The organism is Acidovorax sp. Leaf73 (assembly GCF_916855635.1).
GTDB classification, from domain to species: Bacteria; Pseudomonadota; Gammaproteobacteria; order Burkholderiales; family Burkholderiaceae_C; genus Acidovorax; species Acidovorax facilis.
In genome coordinates, this window is the sequence record NZ_CAKASI010000010.1 from 70,496 (window position 1) to 89,128 (window position 18,633).

Below are 18,633 nucleotides of genomic sequence, written 5' to 3' on the forward strand. Positions count from 1 at the left end.
TTTTTGATGGCGCTCGGAATAATGCAGTGCACACACCGACCGCACCCACCTACGGCTTCCCTCTACCCTGCCCCCCTGCCCGCACCATGAACGCACCCACCACCAAGACCTACCGCATCGCCGTCCTGCCCGGAGACGGCATCGGCAAAGAAGTCATGCCCGAGGGCCTGCGCGCCATCCAGGCCGCCGCCGCCCGCTTTGGCTTTGAACTGCAGTTGCACGAATTCGAATGGGCCAGCTGCGACTACTACGCCGCCCACGGAAAAATGATGCCCGACGACTGGAAGGCGCAACTGTCGGGCATGGACGCCATCTTCTTCGGTGCCGTGGGCTGGCCCGCCACCGTGCCCGACCATGTGTCGCTGTGGGGATCGCTGCTCAAATTCCGCCGCGAGTTCGACCAGTACATCAACCTGCGCCCCGTGCGCCTGTTTGAAGGCGTGCCTTGCCCCCTGGCCGGCCGCAAGCCCGGTGACATCGACTACTACGTGGTGCGCGAGAACACCGAGGGTGAATACACGTCGCTCGGCGGCATCATGTATGAAGGCACCGACCGTGAAATCGTCATCCAGGAATCGGTCTACTCCCGGCACGGTGCCAACCGCCTCTTGAAGTTCGCCTTCGAGCTGGCCCAAAGCCGCCCTAAGAAGCACGTCACCCTGGCCACCAAAAGCAACGGCATTGCCATCAGCATGCCCTGGTGGGATCAGCGTGCCGACGACGTGGCCAAGGGCTACCCCGAGGTCACACTGGACAAGCAGCACATCGACATCCTCACCGCCCGCTTTGTGCTGCAGCCCGGCCGCTTTGACGTGGTGGCGGCCACCAACCTGTTTGGCGACATATTGAGCGACCTGGGCCCTGCCACCACCGGCACCATTGGCCTGGCGCCTTCGGCCAACCTGAACCCCGAGCGTAACTTCCCCAGCCTGTTCGAGCCCGTGCACGGCTCGGCACCCGACATCTATGGCAAGAACATCGCCAACCCGATTGCGATGATATGGTCGGGCGCGCTAATGCTGGACTTCCTCACCCAGGGCCAGGGCGCGGGGCGGCAGGCGCACGATGCCATCGTGGCGGCCATCGAAGAAGTCATCAAGAGCGGCCCGCGCACACCGGACCTGGGCGGCACGGCCAGCACCACGCGGGTGGGTGAGGCCATTGCGGCGCGGGTGGCTGGGCACTGAGCCACAGCTCTCGCCAAAACGCTCCTATTTCAATAGCTTAAAAGGTATACCCACCGCTCGGAAACAGCCCTTTTTACTTGAAACAGCGGCTATGTGGCAATGTCCTCGTGCAGACAGAGGTAGTTGCCCTCGGTGTCCTTGAACCACGCGGCCTTCTCGGCGCCCAGCACACACACGTGGTTCACGGTCTTGAGGCCCGGGAAGTCGTAGTCCTCGAAGACCACCTTCGCGCGTTTCAGCGCGTCGATGGTGGCCGCTATATCAGCCACCTGGAAACTGACGGCCGTGTGGTCGGCCTTGGTGCCTTCCGGCTTGGGGAACAGCGCCAGTGTGCTGCCCCCCACGGCATAGACAAACTTGCCATCGGGCCGGAAGCCGCCGGGTTTCAGGCCCAGGCAGCCCTCATAGAAAGCACGGGCGCGGTCCATGTCCATCACAGGCAGCATGGTGGTTACAGAAGCATCGGACAACATACCAGGTCCTTTCGCTCAATCCGGCCCCGGGCCTTGCAGCCCCTGGTGTGCTCCAGGCCCCGGTCCGGGCCGCATGACCGGTTGGTGCAGTCTAGGCCGATCTCCGCCGCCTGAACAGTGCACGCATTGCAGGCAGTGAGGAGGCCCGCTCCCATCACCCCCCATGGGGCGGCACCCTGAAGTTCTCGCTGATGCGCTTTTCCGCCCGCGCCGGGGCGGCGCCCAGCGCCCGCAGCCACCGCCCACCCAGGCGCCGCACCCGCCGGGGCCAGCGGCCCCCACGGCCCAAGTGCTGTGGCACAACCCCCAGCGGCTGGCAGACGTGGGAGTGGCGGGTCGTGCTTTCGGGGTCCAGACGGGTGGGATGCAACATGGCCCGGATGCTCGGGGTTGACGTACCATCTGTAAAGTTGAATTCAATGAAGACTCAATTCATAAAAACTGATGCGTAACTTCAACCTGGACCACTTGCAGACGCTGATCGCCATTGCCGACCTGGGCAACTTTGCAGCGGCCGCACAGGCGCTGCACCTGGCGCCGCCCACCGTCAGCCTGCACATCAAGGAGCTGGAATCGCGCCTGCAGGCCGACCTGGTGGTGCGGGGTCGGCGGCAGGCCGAGCTGACGCCCGCCGGCGAGGTGCTGGTGCAAGAGGGGCGCCAGCTGCTGCTTGCCTGCGACGACCTGATGGAGCGCGTGCGCCGCCGCGCCTCGGGGCGCGAGGGCATCGTGCGCGTGGGCGTGTCGGCGGGCGTGAGCACGCGCCTGCTGCCGCGCATGCTGGAAGCGCTGGCGGCGCGCTGCCCCGGTGTGGAGATCCGGCTGGAGGCGATCGGCTCAGCCGACTCGATGCAGCGGCTCAAGGCCGGCACGCTGGACATCGGCATCATCGCCAGCCCCCAACCTCCTTTGGCCGAGGTGCGCCAGACCCCCTGGCGCAACGACCCCATGGTGGCGCTGCTGCCTGCGGCCTGGGAGGCGCCCGCGTTCGCAACCCCTGACTGGCTGGCCACCCGCCGCTGGGCATCGTTTGCACCCGCCACACAAATGCACGGGCTGATTGCGAACTGGTTCGGCCAGGCGGGCCACCACCCGCGCCCCTTTCTGGCGCTGAGCTACCCCGGCGCGCTCAAGAGCCTGGCGGTGGCCAGCCAGTGCGCTGCGCTGCTGCCGATGGAGGAGGTGGAGGACCTGCAGGGCACGCCCGATGTGCAGATCCGCCCACTCCAGCCCCCACTCATGCGCCCCATGGCCGTGGCGCACCGCCACCAGCCACCGCCCTCGCCCGCCGTGGAGGGCGTGCTGCAACTGCTGGCCGAATTTGCGGACTTTGGGGAGTAACAGCTGGGCTTGCCGCCTGCCATCACACGGGTGGCAAGACCGGAGCGCCTGGGGCACGCCGCGCCGCAGGCCGCCGCAAATAGGGCTGTACAAACAGGTACAGCCCCGTCAACAGCAGCAGCGCCAGCGGCGGCAGGGGTGCATACGTCACCCAATCCGGCGGGTTGCCTGCACCCTGCGCACGGACCACAAAATTGCCAATGACAGTCAGCGTGAACGCCATCGACACCCAGCGGTGAAACCGCCGAATGCCCACACCGGCGCTCATTGCGCACCTCCGGCCGCGAGCTGGATCATCTTCCAGCCATTGCCCGCCGGGTCCCGAAAACCCGCATCCACATTGCCGTACCGGTCCACGGGCTCTTGCGTGAACTCCACACCCTGGTCGCGCAGCCGGGCATACGCAGCGCGGCAGTCCGCCACATGCAATACCAGCGGCGGCATCGCCCCCTTGGCCACCATGGCGCGCAACGTCTGCGCCGTGGCGGCATCGTGGATGGGCGGGCCGGGTGTGAACAGCCCCAGCTGAAAGTCCGGCTGGTCGGGATGCTGCACTGTCAGCCAGCGGTAGGGGCCGTTGCGCACGTCGGTGTGCACACGAAACCCCAGCTTGCCCACATAGAACGCCAGCGCTTCGTCCTGGTCGTCCACATACACACCCACCACACCAATGCCTTGGTTCTTCGTCATCAGATCTCCTTGGTTGCTAAGAGCCTGTTCAAGGTCTTTTTGGAGATCGCATTGGAGTGCAATCGGGAGGAGTGGATGCTTCGGATGCGCCGCATGGGCTCGTGCCCATGCAAGCAGCCGGGGCGTCCAATCGCCCGATTTCACTCCAACCCTTCGGGCAAGTGCCTTGCCGGGCGGTCTGCGGCGTTGCGGCGCTTGCCAATAGCCGAGCTATTGGCTGCCCACCGCGCCTTGCATCCCATCCCGGCAAGGTACTTGTGCGACTCCAAAAAGACCTTGAACAGGCTCTAGGACGGGTTTGTACCTTCCGCCAGGCGGCGGCGCTTCTCCAAAACTGCTGTGGTGAGGTCGGGACGTTGCGCGGCCTTCAAGACACAGGCGGGCACCCGGTCCAGTGGCGTGGCATTGGCCTGGGCCTCCCTGCGCACCGCACTGGGGCTCATCCCCGTGATGTCGCGAAAGATGCGCCCGAAGGTGCCCAGGCTCTCCCAGCCGGTGGCAAAAGCAATCTCGGTGATGGGCAGGTTCGTGTCGCGCAGCAGCGTGGTGGCCTGCTCGATGCGGCGGGTCAGCAGGTAGCGGTGGGGTGGAATGCCGAACGCCTGCCGGAACGAGCGGGCGAAGTGCGCCTCCGACACGCCGCTGACCTCGGCCAGCCGCTGCACGGGCCAGGCCTCGTGCGATGCGGCGTCCATGCGGTCCTTGGCGCGCAGCAGGCGACGCAACAGGGCCGGGTCCTGCGGCGCAATAGCCGCACCCGGCGCCTGTTCCGACGGCGCGGCGGGCTCGCTGGAGGGCAATGGGTGCGGGCGCTCAGAGGGCATGCGCGAAGCATATCGCCTTGGGTTCTGGCGACCCGCCCGACTTTCCCGGGCATGGATCGCGGCTGGCACCCGCACTCGGGGTCGCCATTCAGGCTACCTGCACATCGCCAAAGACTTCGAGCGCCTGGCCGTTCAGCGCCCGCAGCGTATCGGCAGGGTCCACCGCCTCGCCCAAGGCCAGCGCGCCGCTGCGCTGGTACGCCGGGGCCATCAGGCGCTGCGCGGCCTCCAGCACCAGGGGCGCCGTCACGGCATAGATGTCCTGGCCGCGCACACCGGCCGTCCGCACCACGCCGTTTTGCACCTGCCGCACCACCAGTTCGAAGCGCTGGGCCGACCGGCCGCTGCCATCCACGGCCGTGGGCGGCGGGGTGCTGGCATCGCGGATGTCGGCCAGGGCCGAGCGGTTGATGAGCGAGCGGATGGTGTTGGCCTGCAGGTGGTGGGCCAGGGTGATGGTCTCGCTGAACGGCAGCTCGACCATGGCATAGGTCGCCAGGGGCGCGGAAAAGGTCCAGTCAGGCACATCAGCCGCGGGCACCAGCGGCACCAGGCGCCCGCCCTGCACCACCTGGCGCGGCGCCTTGTTGCGCTCGCCTGTCAGGCGCGTGCCTTCGGTGGGCCACCAACGGTCCAGCCCCATGGCGACGGTGACCTCGTCGATGGGGCCGGGCGCGGCGAGCGCGCTGGCCAGCAGGTCAGCCAGGCCGCCATAAAAACCGGCGGCGGGCACCACCACACGCCCGGCGGCCACGGCGGGTGCATGCAAATCGGCAAAAGTGGCCTGGGCGCTGGGCTGCTCAGCGGTCACATCGATGTAGTGGGCGCCCGCCTGCAGCGCGGCCTGCGCCACTGGGGTGGCCGTGTCCATGAAGGGCCCCGCGCAGTGGATGACCACGCCACAACCGGCAAAGGCCTGCACCAACGCCGCCGGGTCGTCCAGCGCCGCCACGCGGCACTCCACCCCCGAGGGAAACAGCGCAGCCAGCCGGGTGGCATTGCGCCCCACGGCCACCACGCGCAGGCCACGGCGCAAGGCCTCCTGCACCACAAACTGGCCGGTATGGCCGCTGGCACCGTACACCGCGATGGAAGAAACAGAGGATGTCATGGAGAACCTTTCGGGAAAGAAGTGGAGGGAAAAATTGACGATACAGACCTGTCTGTTGTTTGAAGATTACAGACAGGTCTGTATCATGTCAAGCATGGCTGCACATTCTTTTTCCCATCCCCTCCCGGCAACCGCGCCAGGCGCCCGCCCCAAGCCTGCGTCACGGCGCGCTGCGACGGCCTCCAGCGAGCCCGTGCAGGACGTGCGCGAGCGCATCCTCGACACAGCATCGAGCCTGTTCTACCAACGCGGTGTGCGCGCCGTGGGGGTGGACCTGGTGGTGGCCGAAGCGGCCGTGGCCAAGACCAGCCTGTACCGCTACTTCCCCACCAAGGACGACCTCATCGTGGCGTTTCTGGAGCGTGAAGATGTGGACTTCTGGGGCCTGTGGGATGCGGTGGCGGCGCAGCATGCCGACGACCCAGCCGCCGAGCTGCAGGCCCACATGCAGTGGATCGGCGAGCGGCTCGGCCGCTCCAACTACCGGGGCTGCCCGCAGATCAACGTGGCGGCCGAATTTGCCGAGCAGGACCACCCTGCCCGCTTGGTGGCCCAGCAGCACATGGTGACGCTGCGCAGCCGCCTGCACGGCATTGCCCAGCGGCTGGGCGTGCCCCAGCCTGAGGCCCTGGCGGCCCAGCTGGCCGTGCTCATCAATGGGGCTTTCGTGAGCTCAGGCCTGCTCAGCGGCGAGGAGGCGACACCCGTGCTGCAGGCCGCGGTGCAGGCCTTGCTGGCGGGTGCGCGGGCAGGCAACAAGTAGCGCAACAGCTGCTCAAAAAACAAAAAGGCCCTCGCTTGTCGCGAGGGCCTTTTTTGCATCAGCGCGGCCCTTTGCGGCGGCTGCGCTACGGACCAGGCGTTAGCTCCCCGCCACCTTCATGCGGTTGACCAGGATGGAGCCCACGGTCTTGGCGCCGTAGTTGTAGGCATCCGCACCCACGGCCTCAATGCCCTTGAGCATGTCTTTGAGGTTGCCCGCGATGGTGATCTCGTGCACCGGGTAGGCGATCTTGCCGTTCTCCACCCAGAAGCCGCTCGCGCCGCGCGAATAGTCGCCGGTCACGTAGTTCACGCCCTGGCCCATCAGCTCCACCACAAAGAGGCCCGTGCCCAGCTTTTGCAGCATGGCGTCGAGGTTGTCGCTGGCTTGCGTGAGGCGCGAGGTCATCACCAGGTTGTGCGAGCCGCCCGCATTGCCCGTGGTCTTCATGCCCAGTTTGCGGGCCGAGTAGCTGGACAGGAAGTAGCCCTCGACGCGCCCTCCTTTGACCACCTTGCGCGGCGCCACGCGCACGCCTTCTTCGTCGAACGGCGAGCTGCCCTTGCCGCGCAGGATGAAGGGGTCTTCCAGGATGTCGATGTGCTTGGGGAAGACCATCTTGCCCAGCGAGTCGAGCAAGAAGCTGCTCTTGCGGTACAGCGAGCCGCCGCTGACGGCCTGCACAAAGCCGCCCAGCAGGCCGGCGGCCAGGGTGGATTCGAACAACACCGGGCATTGCGTGGTGGGGATCTTGCGGCTGCCCAGGCGGCTCAACGCGCGCTGCGCGGCGTAGCGGCCCACGGCCTCGGGCGATGCCAGTTCGGTGGCGTCGCGCATGGAGCTGTACCAGGCATCGCGCTGCATCTCGGCGTTGCGGCCGGGCAGCGAGGCGATGGGTGCGACGGAGAAGCTGTGGCGCGAACTGGCATAGCCGCCGCGAAAGCCGCGTGTGTGGGCGCTGAAGAAGTGGCTTTGCTGGGCCGACACGCCCGCGCCTTCGCTGTTGGTGATGCGGCGGTGCGTCTTGAGCGCGGCGGCCTCGCAGGCCTTGGCGATTTCAGCGGCCTCTTCGCTGGTGATGGCCCAGGGGTGGAACAGGTCCAGATCGCGGTGCGTGTCGGCCGGGGCGATGTCATCTGCGTCCGGCAGGCCTGCCATGGGATCTTCGGCCGTGAAACGGGCGATATCGTAGGCTGCCTGCACGGTCTGCTCGATGGCCTTGTTCGAGAAATCGGAAGTGCTGGCGTTGCCACGGCGTTTGCCAAGGTACACCGTCACGCCCAGGGATTTATCGCGGTTGCGCTCCACGTTCTCCAGCTCGCCCTTGCGCACGCTGACCGACAGGCCGCAGCCCTCGGACGCCTCGGCGCCTGCGTCGGTGGCGCCGAGCTTTTTGGCATGGGCCAGGGCGCGGTCCACCAGGTCTTCAAAGAACGCGCGGCTGTAGCTGAAGCCGTTGTCAGGGGTGCGGGAGGTGGCAGGCGCGGGCGCAGCGGCAGCCGCGCTTTGGGCGCGCGCGGCGCGGGTGGAGGGTTTATTCATAGCGGCAGCTATGATACTTGCCGCTGTGGCGCGCTCTGCGCCGCTTCTCTTTTTGCCCCCACCCATGTCACGCAAACCCAAAAAAGGCTACTTTGTGCGAGGCCAGTTCGTTGCCGAAGGCAGCGAAATGGACATTCAGCTCAAGGCCGAACTCAAAGGCACGCCCGATGCCAGCCGCACCGATCTCAAGCGCGAAAGCGACGAACTGCAGGAGCTGGGCAAAGAGCTTTTGAGCTTGCGCGCCGACCTGTTCGAGGCGGTGGGACTGCCCGACAAGCTGGTGGACGCGCTGGCCGAGGCCAAGCGCATCACCAACTTTGAAGGCAAGCGCCGCCAGATGCAGTACGTGGGCAAGATCATGCGCAAGCTCGAACCCGAGCTGGTGCAGGCCGCCCGCCAGGCGCTGGAAGAGCAGCACAAGGGCTCGGCCACCGAAAAGATGCAGTTGCACCTGGCCGAACACTGGCGCGACCGCCTGATTGCCGACGATGACGCGCTGGCCCCCTGGATGGCCGAGCACCCCACCACCGACACGCAGCAGTTGCGCGCCCTGATCCGCCAGGCCCGCAAGGACGCGCAGCCTGCGGGCAAGGAGGCCAATGTCCAGGTCTCGCAAGGCCTGGCCCCGCGCAAGGGCCGCGCCTACCGCGAGCTGTTCCAGCTGGTGCGCGAGCACCTGGGCGGCACGGATGCAGACGACGCCAGCGATATCGGTGAGGACCACGGCGATGAGTGAGCCTTCCGCCCTGCACGACCCGGTGAAGATCGGCATCGTCTCCATCAGCGACCGCGCCAGCAGCGGTGTCTATGAAGACAAGGGCCTGCCCGCGCTGCAGGACTGGCTCACGCGCGCACTGCACAACCCCATCACCTTCGAATCGCGCCTGATCCCCGACGAGCAGGAAGGCATCAGCGCGGCGCTGATCGAATTGGTCAACGCAGGCTGTTGCCTGGTGCTGACCACCGGCGGCACGGGCCCTGCCTTGCGTGACGTGACGCCCGAGGCCACGCTGGCCGTGGCGCACAAGGAGATGCCGGGCTTTGGCGAGCAGATGCGCCAGATCAGCCTGAAGTTCGTGCCCACCGCCATCCTCTCGCGCCAGGTGGCCGTGGTGCGGGACCAGAGCCTCATCATCAACCTGCCCGGCCAGCCCAAGGCGATTGCCGAGACGCTGGAAGGCTTGAAGGATGCGGATGGCAAGCAAATCGTGCCCGGCATCTTTGCGGCCGTACCCTACTGCGTGGACCTGATTGGCGGGCCGTATCTGGAAACGCGGGACGAGGTCTGCAAAGCGTTCCGCCCCAAGAGCGCTGTGCGGGCAACTCGCCCAGCTTGATACTTCAGAATCTGAAGCAAATAGAGCCGCTAGCGCTTACTCGATAAGCGCAAGCAGCTATATTTTTCATAGCAACAAAATAAAACAGGGCAGCGCAGGCACGCCGCTACTTGCCCACCAGTTCGTTCAGCTTGCCCGCCTCGAACTGCTCCTTGAGCGCAGCATCACACGGCACGCAGTCCTTGTTCTGTGGGTTGGTGGACAGCTTCTCGATGGCCTGCCACAGCAGCGCGATCTGGTGCTCCTGCGACGAGGCGTTGTCGATCAACCCGCGCATGGCCTGCGAGAGCGGATCGTCCTCCTGCGTGATGCCATAGGCCGTGAACTTGCGCGCCTGCTGCGGCTCGGTCACGTCCGCACTTTGGCCCTCTTTGGACGGAATGATCCGCGCCGGAATGCCCACCGCCGTGGCGCCCGCAGGCACCGGCTTGATGACCACGGCATTGCTGCCGATCTTCGCGCCGTCGCCCACTTCAAAGCCGCCGAGCACCTTGGCGCCCGCACTCACCACCACGTCCTTGCCCAACGTCGGATGGCGCTTGGCACCTTTGTACAGCGAGGTACCGCCCAGCGTGACGCCCTGGTAGATGGTGCAGCCGTCGCCGATCTCGGCCGTCTCGCCCACGACCACGCCCATCGCATGGTCGAAGAACACGCGCTCTCCAATCTTCGCGCCGGGGTGAATCTCGATGCCCGTGAACCAGCGCGCAAAATGCGAAATAAAGCGACCGAGCCATTTCAGGCCGTGGTGCCAGCACCAGTGCGCGGGGCGATGCAGCCAGATCGCGTGCAGGCCCGGATAACAGGTGATCACCTCCCACGTGCTGCGCGCGGCAGGATCGCGGTCGAGGATGCACTGGATATCGGAGCGCAGGCGGGCGAACATCGTGGCTCGTTTCTTTTGGTTATGTGTTTATGGGCTGCACAGTCTAGCGTTTCGCCTCTGTGGCCTCGATCATGGCTTTGGCGACACCTCTCAAGATGTGGATTTCTTCAGGGCTGAGCTGCGCGCGATTGAAAAGCTGGTTAAGGCGGGGCATGAGCTTCTTGGGTGCGGCGGGGTCCAGAAAGCCGATGCCGGTGAGCGCCTGCTCCCAGTGCTTCAGCATGCCCGCTACCTGCGCGGCGTCGGCCAGGGCGCGCTGTGGTGTGGCATCCAGCACCGGGAACCCGCCCAGCGCCATGCGCCATTCGTAGGCAATCACCTGGGTGGCGGCGCCCAGATTGAGGGACCCAAAGCCGGGATTGGTGGGAATCGACAGTGCCACATGGCAGCGGTACACATCCTCGTTGGTCATGCCAAAACGCTCGGAGCCAAACAGGAAGGCGACACCGGCCTGGCCGGCTGCCGCAGCCGATGGATCTTCTGGATTTGAGGTGTTTTTGGCCTCTAGCGCCTTTCCATCATGCGCTAGCAGCTCTTGTTTTAATAGCAATTCGAAATGGGCACGCGGCGCAGCCGTGGGCGGCCCGAAGTCGCGCGGAGTCATCGCCGTGGCGCACAGGTGGCTCATGCCGTCCAGCGCCTCATCGAGCGTTGCCACGATGCGGGCGTTCTCCAGCACATCGAGCGCGCCACTGGCACGCTGGATGGTTTCCTCGCGCCGCAGCACGTTGGCCCAGCGCGGGGCCACCAGCACCAGGTCATCAAAACCCATGGTTTTCATGGCGCGGGCGGCAGCGCCCACATTGCCGGCGTGGCTGGTGTTGATCAGGACAAAACGGGTCTTCATGGGCAGGTGCAGGACAAGGGAAAAGGCAAGCGGTTAGGCGAAAAAGAGGCTCTGCGGGTAAAATCCTGCCCTCATTGTCGCCGCCCGCATCGCCGGGTCGGATCGCACCGCTCCTGATTCGCAGGCTGCCTCGCTTCATTGTTGACGCACGGCGCCCTGCTCACCACCACAATTTATGTCGTCCAACCTGCACCCCATGCTTAACGTGGCCATCAAGGCCGCACGCGCCGCCGGCGCCATCATCAACCGCGCGGCCCTTGACGTGGAATCGGTGCGAATCTCGCAAAAGCAGATCAACGACTTTGTGACCGAAGTGGACCACGCGTCCGAAAAAATCATCATCGAGACGCTGCTGACGGCCTACCCCGGCCACGGCATCCTGGCCGAAGAGTCGGGCAGCGAATACGGCGCCAAGGATTCGGAATTTGTCTGGATCATCGACCCGCTGGACGGCACCACCAACTTCATCCACGGCTTTCCCGTGTACTGCATCAGCATCGCGCTGGCTGTGCGCGGCAAGGTCGAGCAGGCCGTCATCTATGACCCCTCGCGCAACGACCTGTTCACCGCCACCAAGGGCCGTGGCGCCTACCTGAACGAGCGGCGCATTCGTGTAAGCAAGCGCACCCAGCTCAAGGACTGCCTGATCTCCACCGGCTTCCCCTTCCGCCCGGGCGACAACTTCAAGAGCTACCTGAACATGATGGCCGACGTGATGCAGCGCACCGCCGGCCTGCGCCGCCCCGGCGCCGCCGCGCTGGACCTGGCCTATGTGGCTGCGGGCTTCACCGATGGTTTCTTTGAAACCGGCCTGTCGATCTGGGACGTGGCTGCGGGCTCGCTGCTGGTGACCGAGGCTGGTGGTCTGGTGGGCAATTTCACGGGCGAAGCGGACTTTCTGGAGCAGCGCGAGTGCCTGGCCGGCAGCCCCCGCATCTACGGCCAGCTGGTGCCTATTCTGGGCAAATACAGCAAGTTTGCGAGCGCTGGCGACAAGGCGGCTGTGCGCCAGGCGGCTGCGACAGATGCACCCGTCAGCGCTGAAGCCGAGGCTGCAGCCGAAGTGGAGTCCGACACCACGGGTGCCGCCCCACAGGCCGACGCCCCCAAGAGCGAAGACGCGCCGTTCTAAACCCATCCACCGCGCACGGCAGTTAGGCCAGCACACGATGACCAATGGTGAGATCTCCTAGCTGAACCGTGCAGCGGGCGAGACGCACACCAGTGCAGCCGTGCAAGGGCCGCCAAGCCGAATGTGCGGCGTTTCACTTGCGTGCACTGGCTGCGTCCCCCTTCCCGAATTGCGCAGCAATTCGAGAGAAGGGGGAAGCGACGAAGTCGCTCAGGGGGTTGTCCTTTATCCAGGGTCGGGGTATTTCTGGGCAATGCTGCGGAAGTCTTCCGCAATGTCCACAAACGCATCCACCATATCGGGGTCAAAGTGCGTGCCCTTGCCGCGAATGATGGTGTTGCAGGCTTGGTCGTGTGAAAACGCGGGCTTGTAGACGCGCTTGCTGATGAGTGCGTCGTACACATCGGCCACGGCCATGAGGCGCGCCGACACCGGGATGGCATCGCCCGCCAGGCCCTGCGGGTAGCCTGAGCCATCCCACTTCTCCTGGTGGCTGTAGGCGATCTCCTTGGACACGCTCAAGAACGCCACGCGCATGCCCAGGCGCCGCTCGGCTTCGTCGATGGCGTTGCGGCCCAGGGTGGTGTGGGTTTTCATGATCTCGAACTCTTCCACCGTGAGCTTGCCGGGTTTCAGCAAGATGCTGTCGGGGATGCCGATCTTGCCGATGTCGTGCAACGGGGCGGACTTGTAGAGCAGCTCGATCATGCGGTCGTTGAGAACCGGCTCGAAACGCGGGTGGTGGCGCAGCCGCTCGGCCAGCGTCTTCACGTACAGCTGGGTGCGGCGAATGTGGTTACCGGTTTCGTTGTCGCGGGTCTCGGCCAGCGATGTCATGGCCATGATGGTCACGTCCTGGATGGCCTGCACCTCAAGCGTGCGCATGGCCACTTCGCGCTCCAGGTAGGAGCTTTTGTCACGCAGGAAATCCGCCGTGGCCTTGAGCGCCAGGTGGGTGTTGACCCGCGCCAGCAGGATGGGCGGGCTAATAGGCTTGGTGATGTAGTCCACAGCCCCCAGGGCCAGGCCCGCGCGCTCGTCGTCGGTGTCGGAACGCGCCGTGAGAAAGATCACCGGGATGTCGCGCGTGGCCGCCGCAGCCTTCAGGCGCCGGCAGACCTCATAACCATCCATCTCGGGCATCATGATGTCGAGCAGGATCAGGTCGGGAGGGGTGTCGGACTGCGCGATCTTCAGGGCCTTCTCGCCGTGGTTGGCCACCTTCACCAGGAAATGCTCGCGCAGCAGGCTGCCCATAAGGGTGAGATTGTCCGGCGTGTCGTCCACCACCAGCACCGTGGCGATCGGCTTGTCAACAAGAGCGGCCTGTGGGGAGGCAAAGGGCGCGTTGTCCATGGAAGTTCCTGGGTATTGTGCCGCTCAAGGGGTGTGAACGGCAGGGTGTTCGGGGCCTGACACGGCGGCCATTGCCGACAGTGCTTGCTCAAAATCAAAATTCTGGGTGTGCATCTCGACCACCGTGAAGCTGCTCCCCAGCGCGGATCGGAGCACCTGGACATTGTGTTGGAAAAACTCGGGGGCTGCAGGGTCGTCCTGCTCCAGCAGCGTGCGCAGCTTTTGCAGGACCGCCGTGGCGCCCATGCCCTGCAGCGCGGCCCCAGCAGGGGTTTCCAGGACTTCCGGCCGCCCCGTTTGCTGCCCCTGCATCCACGCCTGCAATCCCGCCAGCAGGGGCTGCAACGCAGCGCCCAGGGTGGCCGTCAGTCCCGCGGACATTTCGGCATGCGCCCCACTGCGCAAGGCCTGCTCCAGCGCTTGAGCATGGGCCGACACCTCCTGCGCGCCAATGTTGGCCGCGACCGAGCGCAGGGTGTGGGCCAGCCGCTCGGCCAGCACCACATCTGCGCTGGCAATGGCCTGCTCCAGGTGCGCAATCACCGACGACTGGCCTTGCACAAATCGCCGCAGCATCTCGGCGTACAAGCCCGGCTTGCCCAAGGCGCGCTGCAGACCCAGGCGGGTGTCCAGCCCGGCAACTGCGGGAAAAGCCGCTGCCACCGCAGCGTCAGCCCCCTCCGGCGCCATCCCATCAGCCCCCCAACCCGAACTGGCACCAGCGCCTGCTGCGCGGGGCACCCCCTCCACAGGCGGTTTGCCCAGCCCCGGCCGGGGTCGAATCCAGCGGCTCAGGGCGGCCCACAAGGCCGCAGGCTCGATGGGTTTGGCCACATGGTCGTTCATGCCGGCCGCAAAACAGCGCTGGCGATCGGACTCCATCGCGTTGGCCGTCATGGCCACGATGGGCAGGTGGGCATGGCGCGGATTGCTGCGCAATTGCCGCGTGGCCGTTTCGCCGTCCATGCCAGGCATCTGCATGTCCATCAGCACCACGTCATAAGCATTGCGCTCGATGCGGTCGAGGGCGATCTGGCCGTTCTCGGCAACATCCACGGCAAAACCGGCTTCGAGCAAGAGTTCGACCGCCACCATCTGGTTGAGCTCGTTGTCCTCCACCAGCAGCACCGACGCTCCCCGGATCTCCAGCGGCAGCTCGTCAGCAGCGGGCGCGGGGGTGACCGCGCGGCGCGGGCTGTAGGTGGAGTGTTCCAGCGGCTGCATCAGCGTGTCAAACAGCAGCGAGGCGTTGACGGGTTTGATCAGCACCGTGTCGATGCCCTGAACGCGGGCGGCACGCATCACGTCCTCGCGGCCGTAGGCCGTGACCATGAGCATCTTGGGCACCTGCGCCATGCCCAGGCCCCGGATGTGGCCCGCCAGCTCCACGCCGTCCATGCCCGGCATGTGCCAGTCCAGCAGTAGCAGGCCAAACGGCTGGTGCCGTGCCATGGACTCGCGCAGCCGGTCGAGCGCCTCCAGGCCGGAGTGGGCCTGCTCCACCTCAAAACCCATGGCCAGCAGCATGTCGGACAGCACGGTGGCCGCTGTCTGGTTGTCGTCCACCACCAGCACACGGCGGCCCCGGAGGTCCGGGGGCGGCAGCAGCACGCGCGCGGGTGCACCGCGTTCGAGCGGCACGGTGACCCAGAACGTGGAGCCCTGGCCATAGGTGCTCTGCACCCCCACCTCGCCGCCCATCAGCTCCGCCAGGCTCTTGCAGATAGCCAGGCCCAGGCCCGTGCCGCCATAGCGGCGCGTGGTGGAAGTGTCCGCCTGCTGGAAGCTCTGAAACAGCCGTCCCATCTGTTCCGGCGTAAGTCCGATCCCGGTGTCACGCACTTCAAACCGCAGCATCACCCGGTTGCCCTCTGCCTCCAGCAGCCGCACGGCAATGCTGATCTCGCCCGTTTCAGTGAACTTGATGGCGTTGTTGGCAAAGTTGATGAGGATCTGGCCCAGGCGCAGCGAGTCACCCACCAGGTTGGGGGGCACGTCGGCCGCCACATCGCAAACCAGCTCCAGCCCCTTGGCACCGGCCTTGTAGCCCACCACGTCGGACACACTCTCCAGCATGCGGTCGAGCACAAAGGGCTGCTTCTCCACCATGAGCTTGCCTGCCTCGATCTTGGAAAAATCCAGGATGTCGTTGATCACGCCCAGCAGGTGCTGGCCGGCCTGCTGGATCTTGCTCACGTAGTCGTGCTGGCGTGCTGTCAGGCCCGACTTGAGCGCCAGGTGCGACATGCCGATGATCGCGTTCATCGGCGTGCGGATCTCGTGGCTCATGTTGGCCAGGAAGTTGGACTTGAGTGCGGTGGACTCCTCGGCCAGCTCCTTGGCGCGGCGCAGGTCCTGCTCGGCGCGCTGACGGTCGGTGATGTCGACAAAGGTCCCGATGGCCCCGCCCGGCGAGCCGTCGGGCCGCGAAAAGCCGTGCAGCCAGAACAGCGTGTGGTGCACCTTTCCGTCGGCATACGGCAGGTCCACCTCCTTGTGCACCGACTGGACCCCGTGCAAGGCCTCCTGCGCGTCCGCATCGAAGCGTTCGCGCTCGGTCTCGGGCAGGAACGCAAGGTCCCGCACGGTCTTGCCGATCAGTGCCTCGCGCTGTACCCCAAAGGCCTGCTCGTAGGCGCGGTTAAAGCCGATGTACCGGCCGTCCGCGCCCTTGTAGAACAGCGGCACGGGGATGGCGTCAATCAGTGCCTGCTGAAAATCCAGCTGCTCGGCCACCTGCTGTTCCAGCAGCTTTTGTTCGTGGATATCCACGTTGACGCCCACCACCCGCACCGCCCGCCCGTCGCCATCGCGAAATATGCGGGCCGCGGACAGGAACCATCGCACCTCACCGTCCGGCCGCACGATGCGCCAGGAATCGCGAAGGTGGGTCTCGCCGCCCGCCAGGGCACTCGAAAAGGCGGCCACCGCGCGGGCGCGATCATCGGGGTGCAGAACCGCCTGCCAGTCACGCTGGGAGCGCACCTCCGTGCCCGGCGCCAGGCCGAGCAACGCCAGCAGCTTCTCGCTCCACAGCACCTGGGAGGTGAGCAGGTCAATGTCGAACACACCGATCTTGCCGGCCTCCTGCGCCAGCTCCAGCCGGTCTTTGGCCTGCTGCATGGCGATCTCGGCCCGGCGCTGCTCGCTGACGTCCTCGATCACCCAGAGGGATGCGTTCTTGAACCCCTCCATTTGCACGCTGCGTCCTGCCATGCGTGCCTCAAAGCTGTGGCCATCCAGGCGAAACAGCGTCGACACCTGCCGCACGGCGCCCCCGGCGTTCAGCACGGGGCCTACCTGGCCGTAGAACTGCCTTGCGCGGTCTTCCCCACCCAGCAACACCCCGACGTCCAGCCCCAGCAGCTCGGACGCCGTGCTGCCCATCAGCTCCACAAACGCCGGGTTGAACTGCCGGAACTTCCCGTCCCCCACCAGCGCAATGGGGGGCGCGTTGTCAAAGATGGCGGTCTGCTGCTCCAGCAGCTCGTTGAGCAGACGCTCACGCCGCTCCAGCTCCTTCTGTGCCTGGATACGCCCCGAGGCGTCTTCATGCAGGCCAACGATGGCAATGCGCTTGCCACGCTCGTCAAACACGGGCGAGAGCGTAGCCTCGTCGTGGTAGAGGCTTCCGTCCTTGCGGCGGTTGACAAACTGCCCTTGCCACGAGCGGCCCGAAAGCAGCGTGGACCACATCTCTTGGTAGGTCTGCGCCGGGGTCTGGCCACTGGACACCACCGACGGCTTCTTGCCACGCACCTCTTGCAATGTGTAGCCGGAGTTGCGCTCGTACTGCGGATTGACCCAGTCGATGCGCCCGTCTCCATCGGTGATGACCACCGAGACCGGGCTGCTCCCCAGCGCAGCGCCCAATACCCTGAAGCGCTCCAGCGCAGCGCTCACCCGCGCCCGGCTGCGCAGCAGCTCCAGCAGCAGCAGCCCCAGCAGGCTCAGCAGCACGAAGGCAGCCCCTCCCACCTTCAGGCGCTCAGCCCCCGTCATCAGGGTGCTCACGTCATCCAGCATCGCCAGCTGCCACTGGCCGCCGGGGTCGCTCCAATCGACCTGGCGGCGCTCCACTGCGTAGTTCACCCCGTCGATGACAACCTCGCCCGCATCCGGCGCGAAGGGCAGTGAAGAAGCCAGGCCCTTGTCGAAGTGGTTGCCAAACTGGCGCGAAGCGCGGATCGAATCAATGCGCGCCTGCGTGAGCGGCGGCGCCACCGCAAACAGCCACTCGGGCCGCGTCGATGCGAACACCACGCCTTGCGGAGACAACAGCACCGTGGGCAACTGGGTGCTCTTGAGCACCTCGTCAAACAACTCGAACCCTACCTTGAACATCACCACACCGATGATGGAGCTGGAAGGCGTGTCGTTTTCATACAGCGGCGCGGCGTAATAGAGGCCCCGCTCCTGCGAGTTGCTGCCAATGGCGGCATACACGCTGATGGCGCCCTTGATGGCCTGCTGAAAATACGGACGAAACGCCAGGTTGATGCCGGTGGATCGGCCCCCCGGCGTCTCGTGGGCCACCACCGTGCCATCGGCCGCCATGACATACACGCCGTTGACCAGAAACCGCCCCCGGGCCACCCCCAGCCGCGCCAGGGCTTCAGGGTCGTCCGGTGCCAGCTGCCCCAGGGCCATCGCCTTGAGCAGCGGCTCGCTCAGGCCCAGCAACGACACCGCGCCCAGCATGCCGCCACCCGTGATCCGGGCCTGCAGCGTGTCCACGGTCTGCTGCAGCAGCTTGGCGCGCTCGTCAGCACGTTGGGCACCTTGCCAGTGCATGGCCCCCAGCACCACCAGCCAGGCCCCCACCAGTGCCGCAGCCACCACCAGCACCAGACCGCGCACGCCAGGGGCATTGCGGTCCAGCACCTTGTCCAGAAATCCGCCCACGCCCTCACCCACCCGCGTCACGCGGAACCTCCGTCCAAGCCCTGGCCAACCAGCGAGCGGCTCTTACCGAGCGGGATACAGCAAGGCATCAATATCCCCCACCGGCCCGGGCCGCCCAAACAGATACCCCTGAAACCCCTCACACCCATGCAGCCTCAGGAAACTCAGCTGCCCCGTCGTCTCCACCCCCTCGGCCACCACCTCCAGGTCCAGGCTCTTGGCCAGCGCCAGGATGGTCC

At 65.9% G+C, this 18,633-nt stretch carries 18 protein-coding genes; 6 read left to right on the forward strand and 12 right to left on the reverse strand.

Going from position 1 to position 18,633, the window contains the following annotated elements; translation table 11 throughout:
* Positions 1 to 86: 86 nt before the first annotated feature.
* Positions 87 to 1,187 carry a tartrate dehydrogenase gene (locus LPA35_RS25805; RefSeq protein WP_228900164.1) on the forward strand — a complete coding sequence of 367 codons (1,101 nt, stop codon included), beginning with the start codon at positions 87 to 89 and terminating at the stop codon, positions 1,185 to 1,187.
* A gap of 89 nt (positions 1,188 to 1,276) precedes the next feature.
* Here LPA35_RS25805 and LPA35_RS25810 read toward each other — a convergent pair whose 3' ends face one another.
* Positions 1,277 to 1,660, reverse strand: coding sequence for a VOC family protein (locus LPA35_RS25810; RefSeq protein WP_228900165.1), 384 nt, complete (start codon positions 1,658 to 1,660; stop codon positions 1,277 to 1,279).
* A gap of 154 nt (positions 1,661 to 1,814) precedes the next feature.
* Positions 1,815 to 2,033 (reverse strand): hypothetical protein, encoded by a 219-nt coding sequence (locus tag LPA35_RS25815; protein WP_228900166.1) that lies wholly within the window; start codon positions 2,031 to 2,033, stop codon positions 1,815 to 1,817.
* Positions 2,034 to 2,104: 71 nt separating this feature from the next.
* Between LPA35_RS25815 and LPA35_RS25820 the strand changes: the two genes are divergently transcribed.
* Positions 2,105 to 3,001, forward strand: coding sequence for a LysR family transcriptional regulator (locus tag LPA35_RS25820; RefSeq protein ID WP_228900167.1), 897 nt, complete (start codon positions 2,105 to 2,107; stop codon positions 2,999 to 3,001).
* Between the two features lie 22 nt (positions 3,002 to 3,023).
* On the opposite strand, the gene LPA35_RS25825 is transcribed toward LPA35_RS25820, so the two are convergent.
* The 4 genes from LPA35_RS25825 to LPA35_RS25840 all read right to left on the reverse strand — a co-directional run bounded on the left by LPA35_RS25825 (position 3,024) and on the right by LPA35_RS25840 (position 5,626).
* Positions 3,024 to 3,269: a hypothetical protein gene (locus tag LPA35_RS25825; RefSeq protein WP_228900191.1), complete on the reverse strand. Its 246-nt coding sequence runs from the start codon at positions 3,267 to 3,269 to the stop codon at positions 3,024 to 3,026.
* Entirely contained in the window at positions 3,266 to 3,691 is a 426-nt protein-coding gene (locus LPA35_RS25830; RefSeq protein ID WP_228900193.1) for a VOC family protein, read from the reverse strand. The genes LPA35_RS25825 and LPA35_RS25830 overlap by 4 nt, the downstream gene beginning before the upstream one ends.
* Before the next feature lie 287 nt (positions 3,692 to 3,978).
* Positions 3,979 to 4,515 carry a helix-turn-helix domain-containing protein gene (locus LPA35_RS25835; protein ID WP_228900195.1) on the reverse strand — a complete coding sequence of 179 codons (537 nt, stop codon included), beginning with the start codon at positions 4,513 to 4,515 and terminating at the stop codon, positions 3,979 to 3,981.
* A gap of 88 nt (positions 4,516 to 4,603) precedes the next feature.
* A complete protein-coding gene (locus LPA35_RS25840) occupies positions 4,604 to 5,626 on the reverse strand; it encodes a saccharopine dehydrogenase NADP-binding domain-containing protein (protein WP_228900197.1) in 1,023 nt (340 codons plus the stop codon).
* Between the two features lie 94 nt (positions 5,627 to 5,720).
* Between LPA35_RS25840 and LPA35_RS25845 the strand changes: the two genes are divergently transcribed.
* Positions 5,721 to 6,389, forward strand: a complete 669-nt coding sequence (locus tag LPA35_RS25845; protein ID WP_228900201.1) for a TetR/AcrR family transcriptional regulator — start codon at positions 5,721 to 5,723, stop codon at positions 6,387 to 6,389.
* 99 nt (positions 6,390 to 6,488) lie between these two features.
* On the opposite strand, the gene pmbA is transcribed toward LPA35_RS25845, so the two are convergent.
* A complete protein-coding gene (gene pmbA, locus LPA35_RS25850) occupies positions 6,489 to 7,931 on the reverse strand; it encodes a metalloprotease PmbA (protein WP_121507131.1) in 1,443 nt (480 codons plus the stop codon).
* Positions 7,932 to 7,995: 64 nt separating this feature from the next.
* Between pmbA and yjgA the strand changes: the two genes are divergently transcribed.
* Both yjgA and mog read left to right on the forward strand, forming a co-directional pair.
* The gene (gene yjgA, locus LPA35_RS25855) at positions 7,996 to 8,667 is read left to right on the forward strand and encodes a ribosome biogenesis factor YjgA (RefSeq protein ID WP_228900208.1); all 672 of its coding nucleotides are present in this window, start codon (positions 7,996 to 7,998) and stop codon (positions 8,665 to 8,667) included.
* Positions 8,660 to 9,268, forward strand: coding sequence for a molybdopterin adenylyltransferase (mog, locus tag LPA35_RS25860; protein WP_228900210.1), 609 nt, complete (start codon positions 8,660 to 8,662; stop codon positions 9,266 to 9,268). Before yjgA ends, mog begins: the two co-directional genes overlap by 8 nt.
* A gap of 106 nt (positions 9,269 to 9,374) precedes the next feature.
* Here the strand turns inward: mog and cysE are convergent, their stop codons facing one another.
* A complete protein-coding gene (gene cysE, locus LPA35_RS25865; protein ID WP_228900212.1) occupies positions 9,375 to 10,154 on the reverse strand; it encodes a serine O-acetyltransferase in 780 nt (259 codons plus the stop codon).
* Positions 10,155 to 10,197: 43 nt separating this feature from the next.
* The gene (locus LPA35_RS25870; protein WP_228900214.1) at positions 10,198 to 11,001 is read right to left on the reverse strand and encodes an RNA methyltransferase; all 804 of its coding nucleotides are present in this window, start codon (positions 10,999 to 11,001) and stop codon (positions 10,198 to 10,200) included.
* Between the two features lie 175 nt (positions 11,002 to 11,176).
* Between LPA35_RS25870 and LPA35_RS25875 the strand changes: the two genes are divergently transcribed.
* Complete coding sequence (locus tag LPA35_RS25875; protein ID WP_055400174.1) at positions 11,177 to 12,133, forward strand: inositol monophosphatase family protein; 957 nt, start codon at positions 11,177 to 11,179, stop codon at positions 12,131 to 12,133.
* 225 nt (positions 12,134 to 12,358) lie between these two features.
* Here LPA35_RS25875 and LPA35_RS25880 read toward each other — a convergent pair whose 3' ends face one another.
* The 3 genes from LPA35_RS25880 to LPA35_RS25890 form a co-directional block, all read right to left on the reverse strand.
* A complete protein-coding gene (locus tag LPA35_RS25880; RefSeq protein WP_055400172.1) occupies positions 12,359 to 13,489 on the reverse strand; it encodes a two-component system response regulator in 1,131 nt (376 codons plus the stop codon).
* 24 nt (positions 13,490 to 13,513) lie between these two features.
* Complete coding sequence (locus tag LPA35_RS25885; RefSeq protein ID WP_228900215.1) at positions 13,514 to 18,415, reverse strand: PAS domain S-box protein; 4,902 nt, start codon at positions 18,413 to 18,415, stop codon at positions 13,514 to 13,516.
* A gap of 42 nt (positions 18,416 to 18,457) precedes the next feature.
* Positions 18,458 to 18,633 (reverse strand): EAL domain-containing protein (locus LPA35_RS25890; protein ID WP_228900229.1); only part of this gene is annotated, 176 nt, incomplete at its 5' end.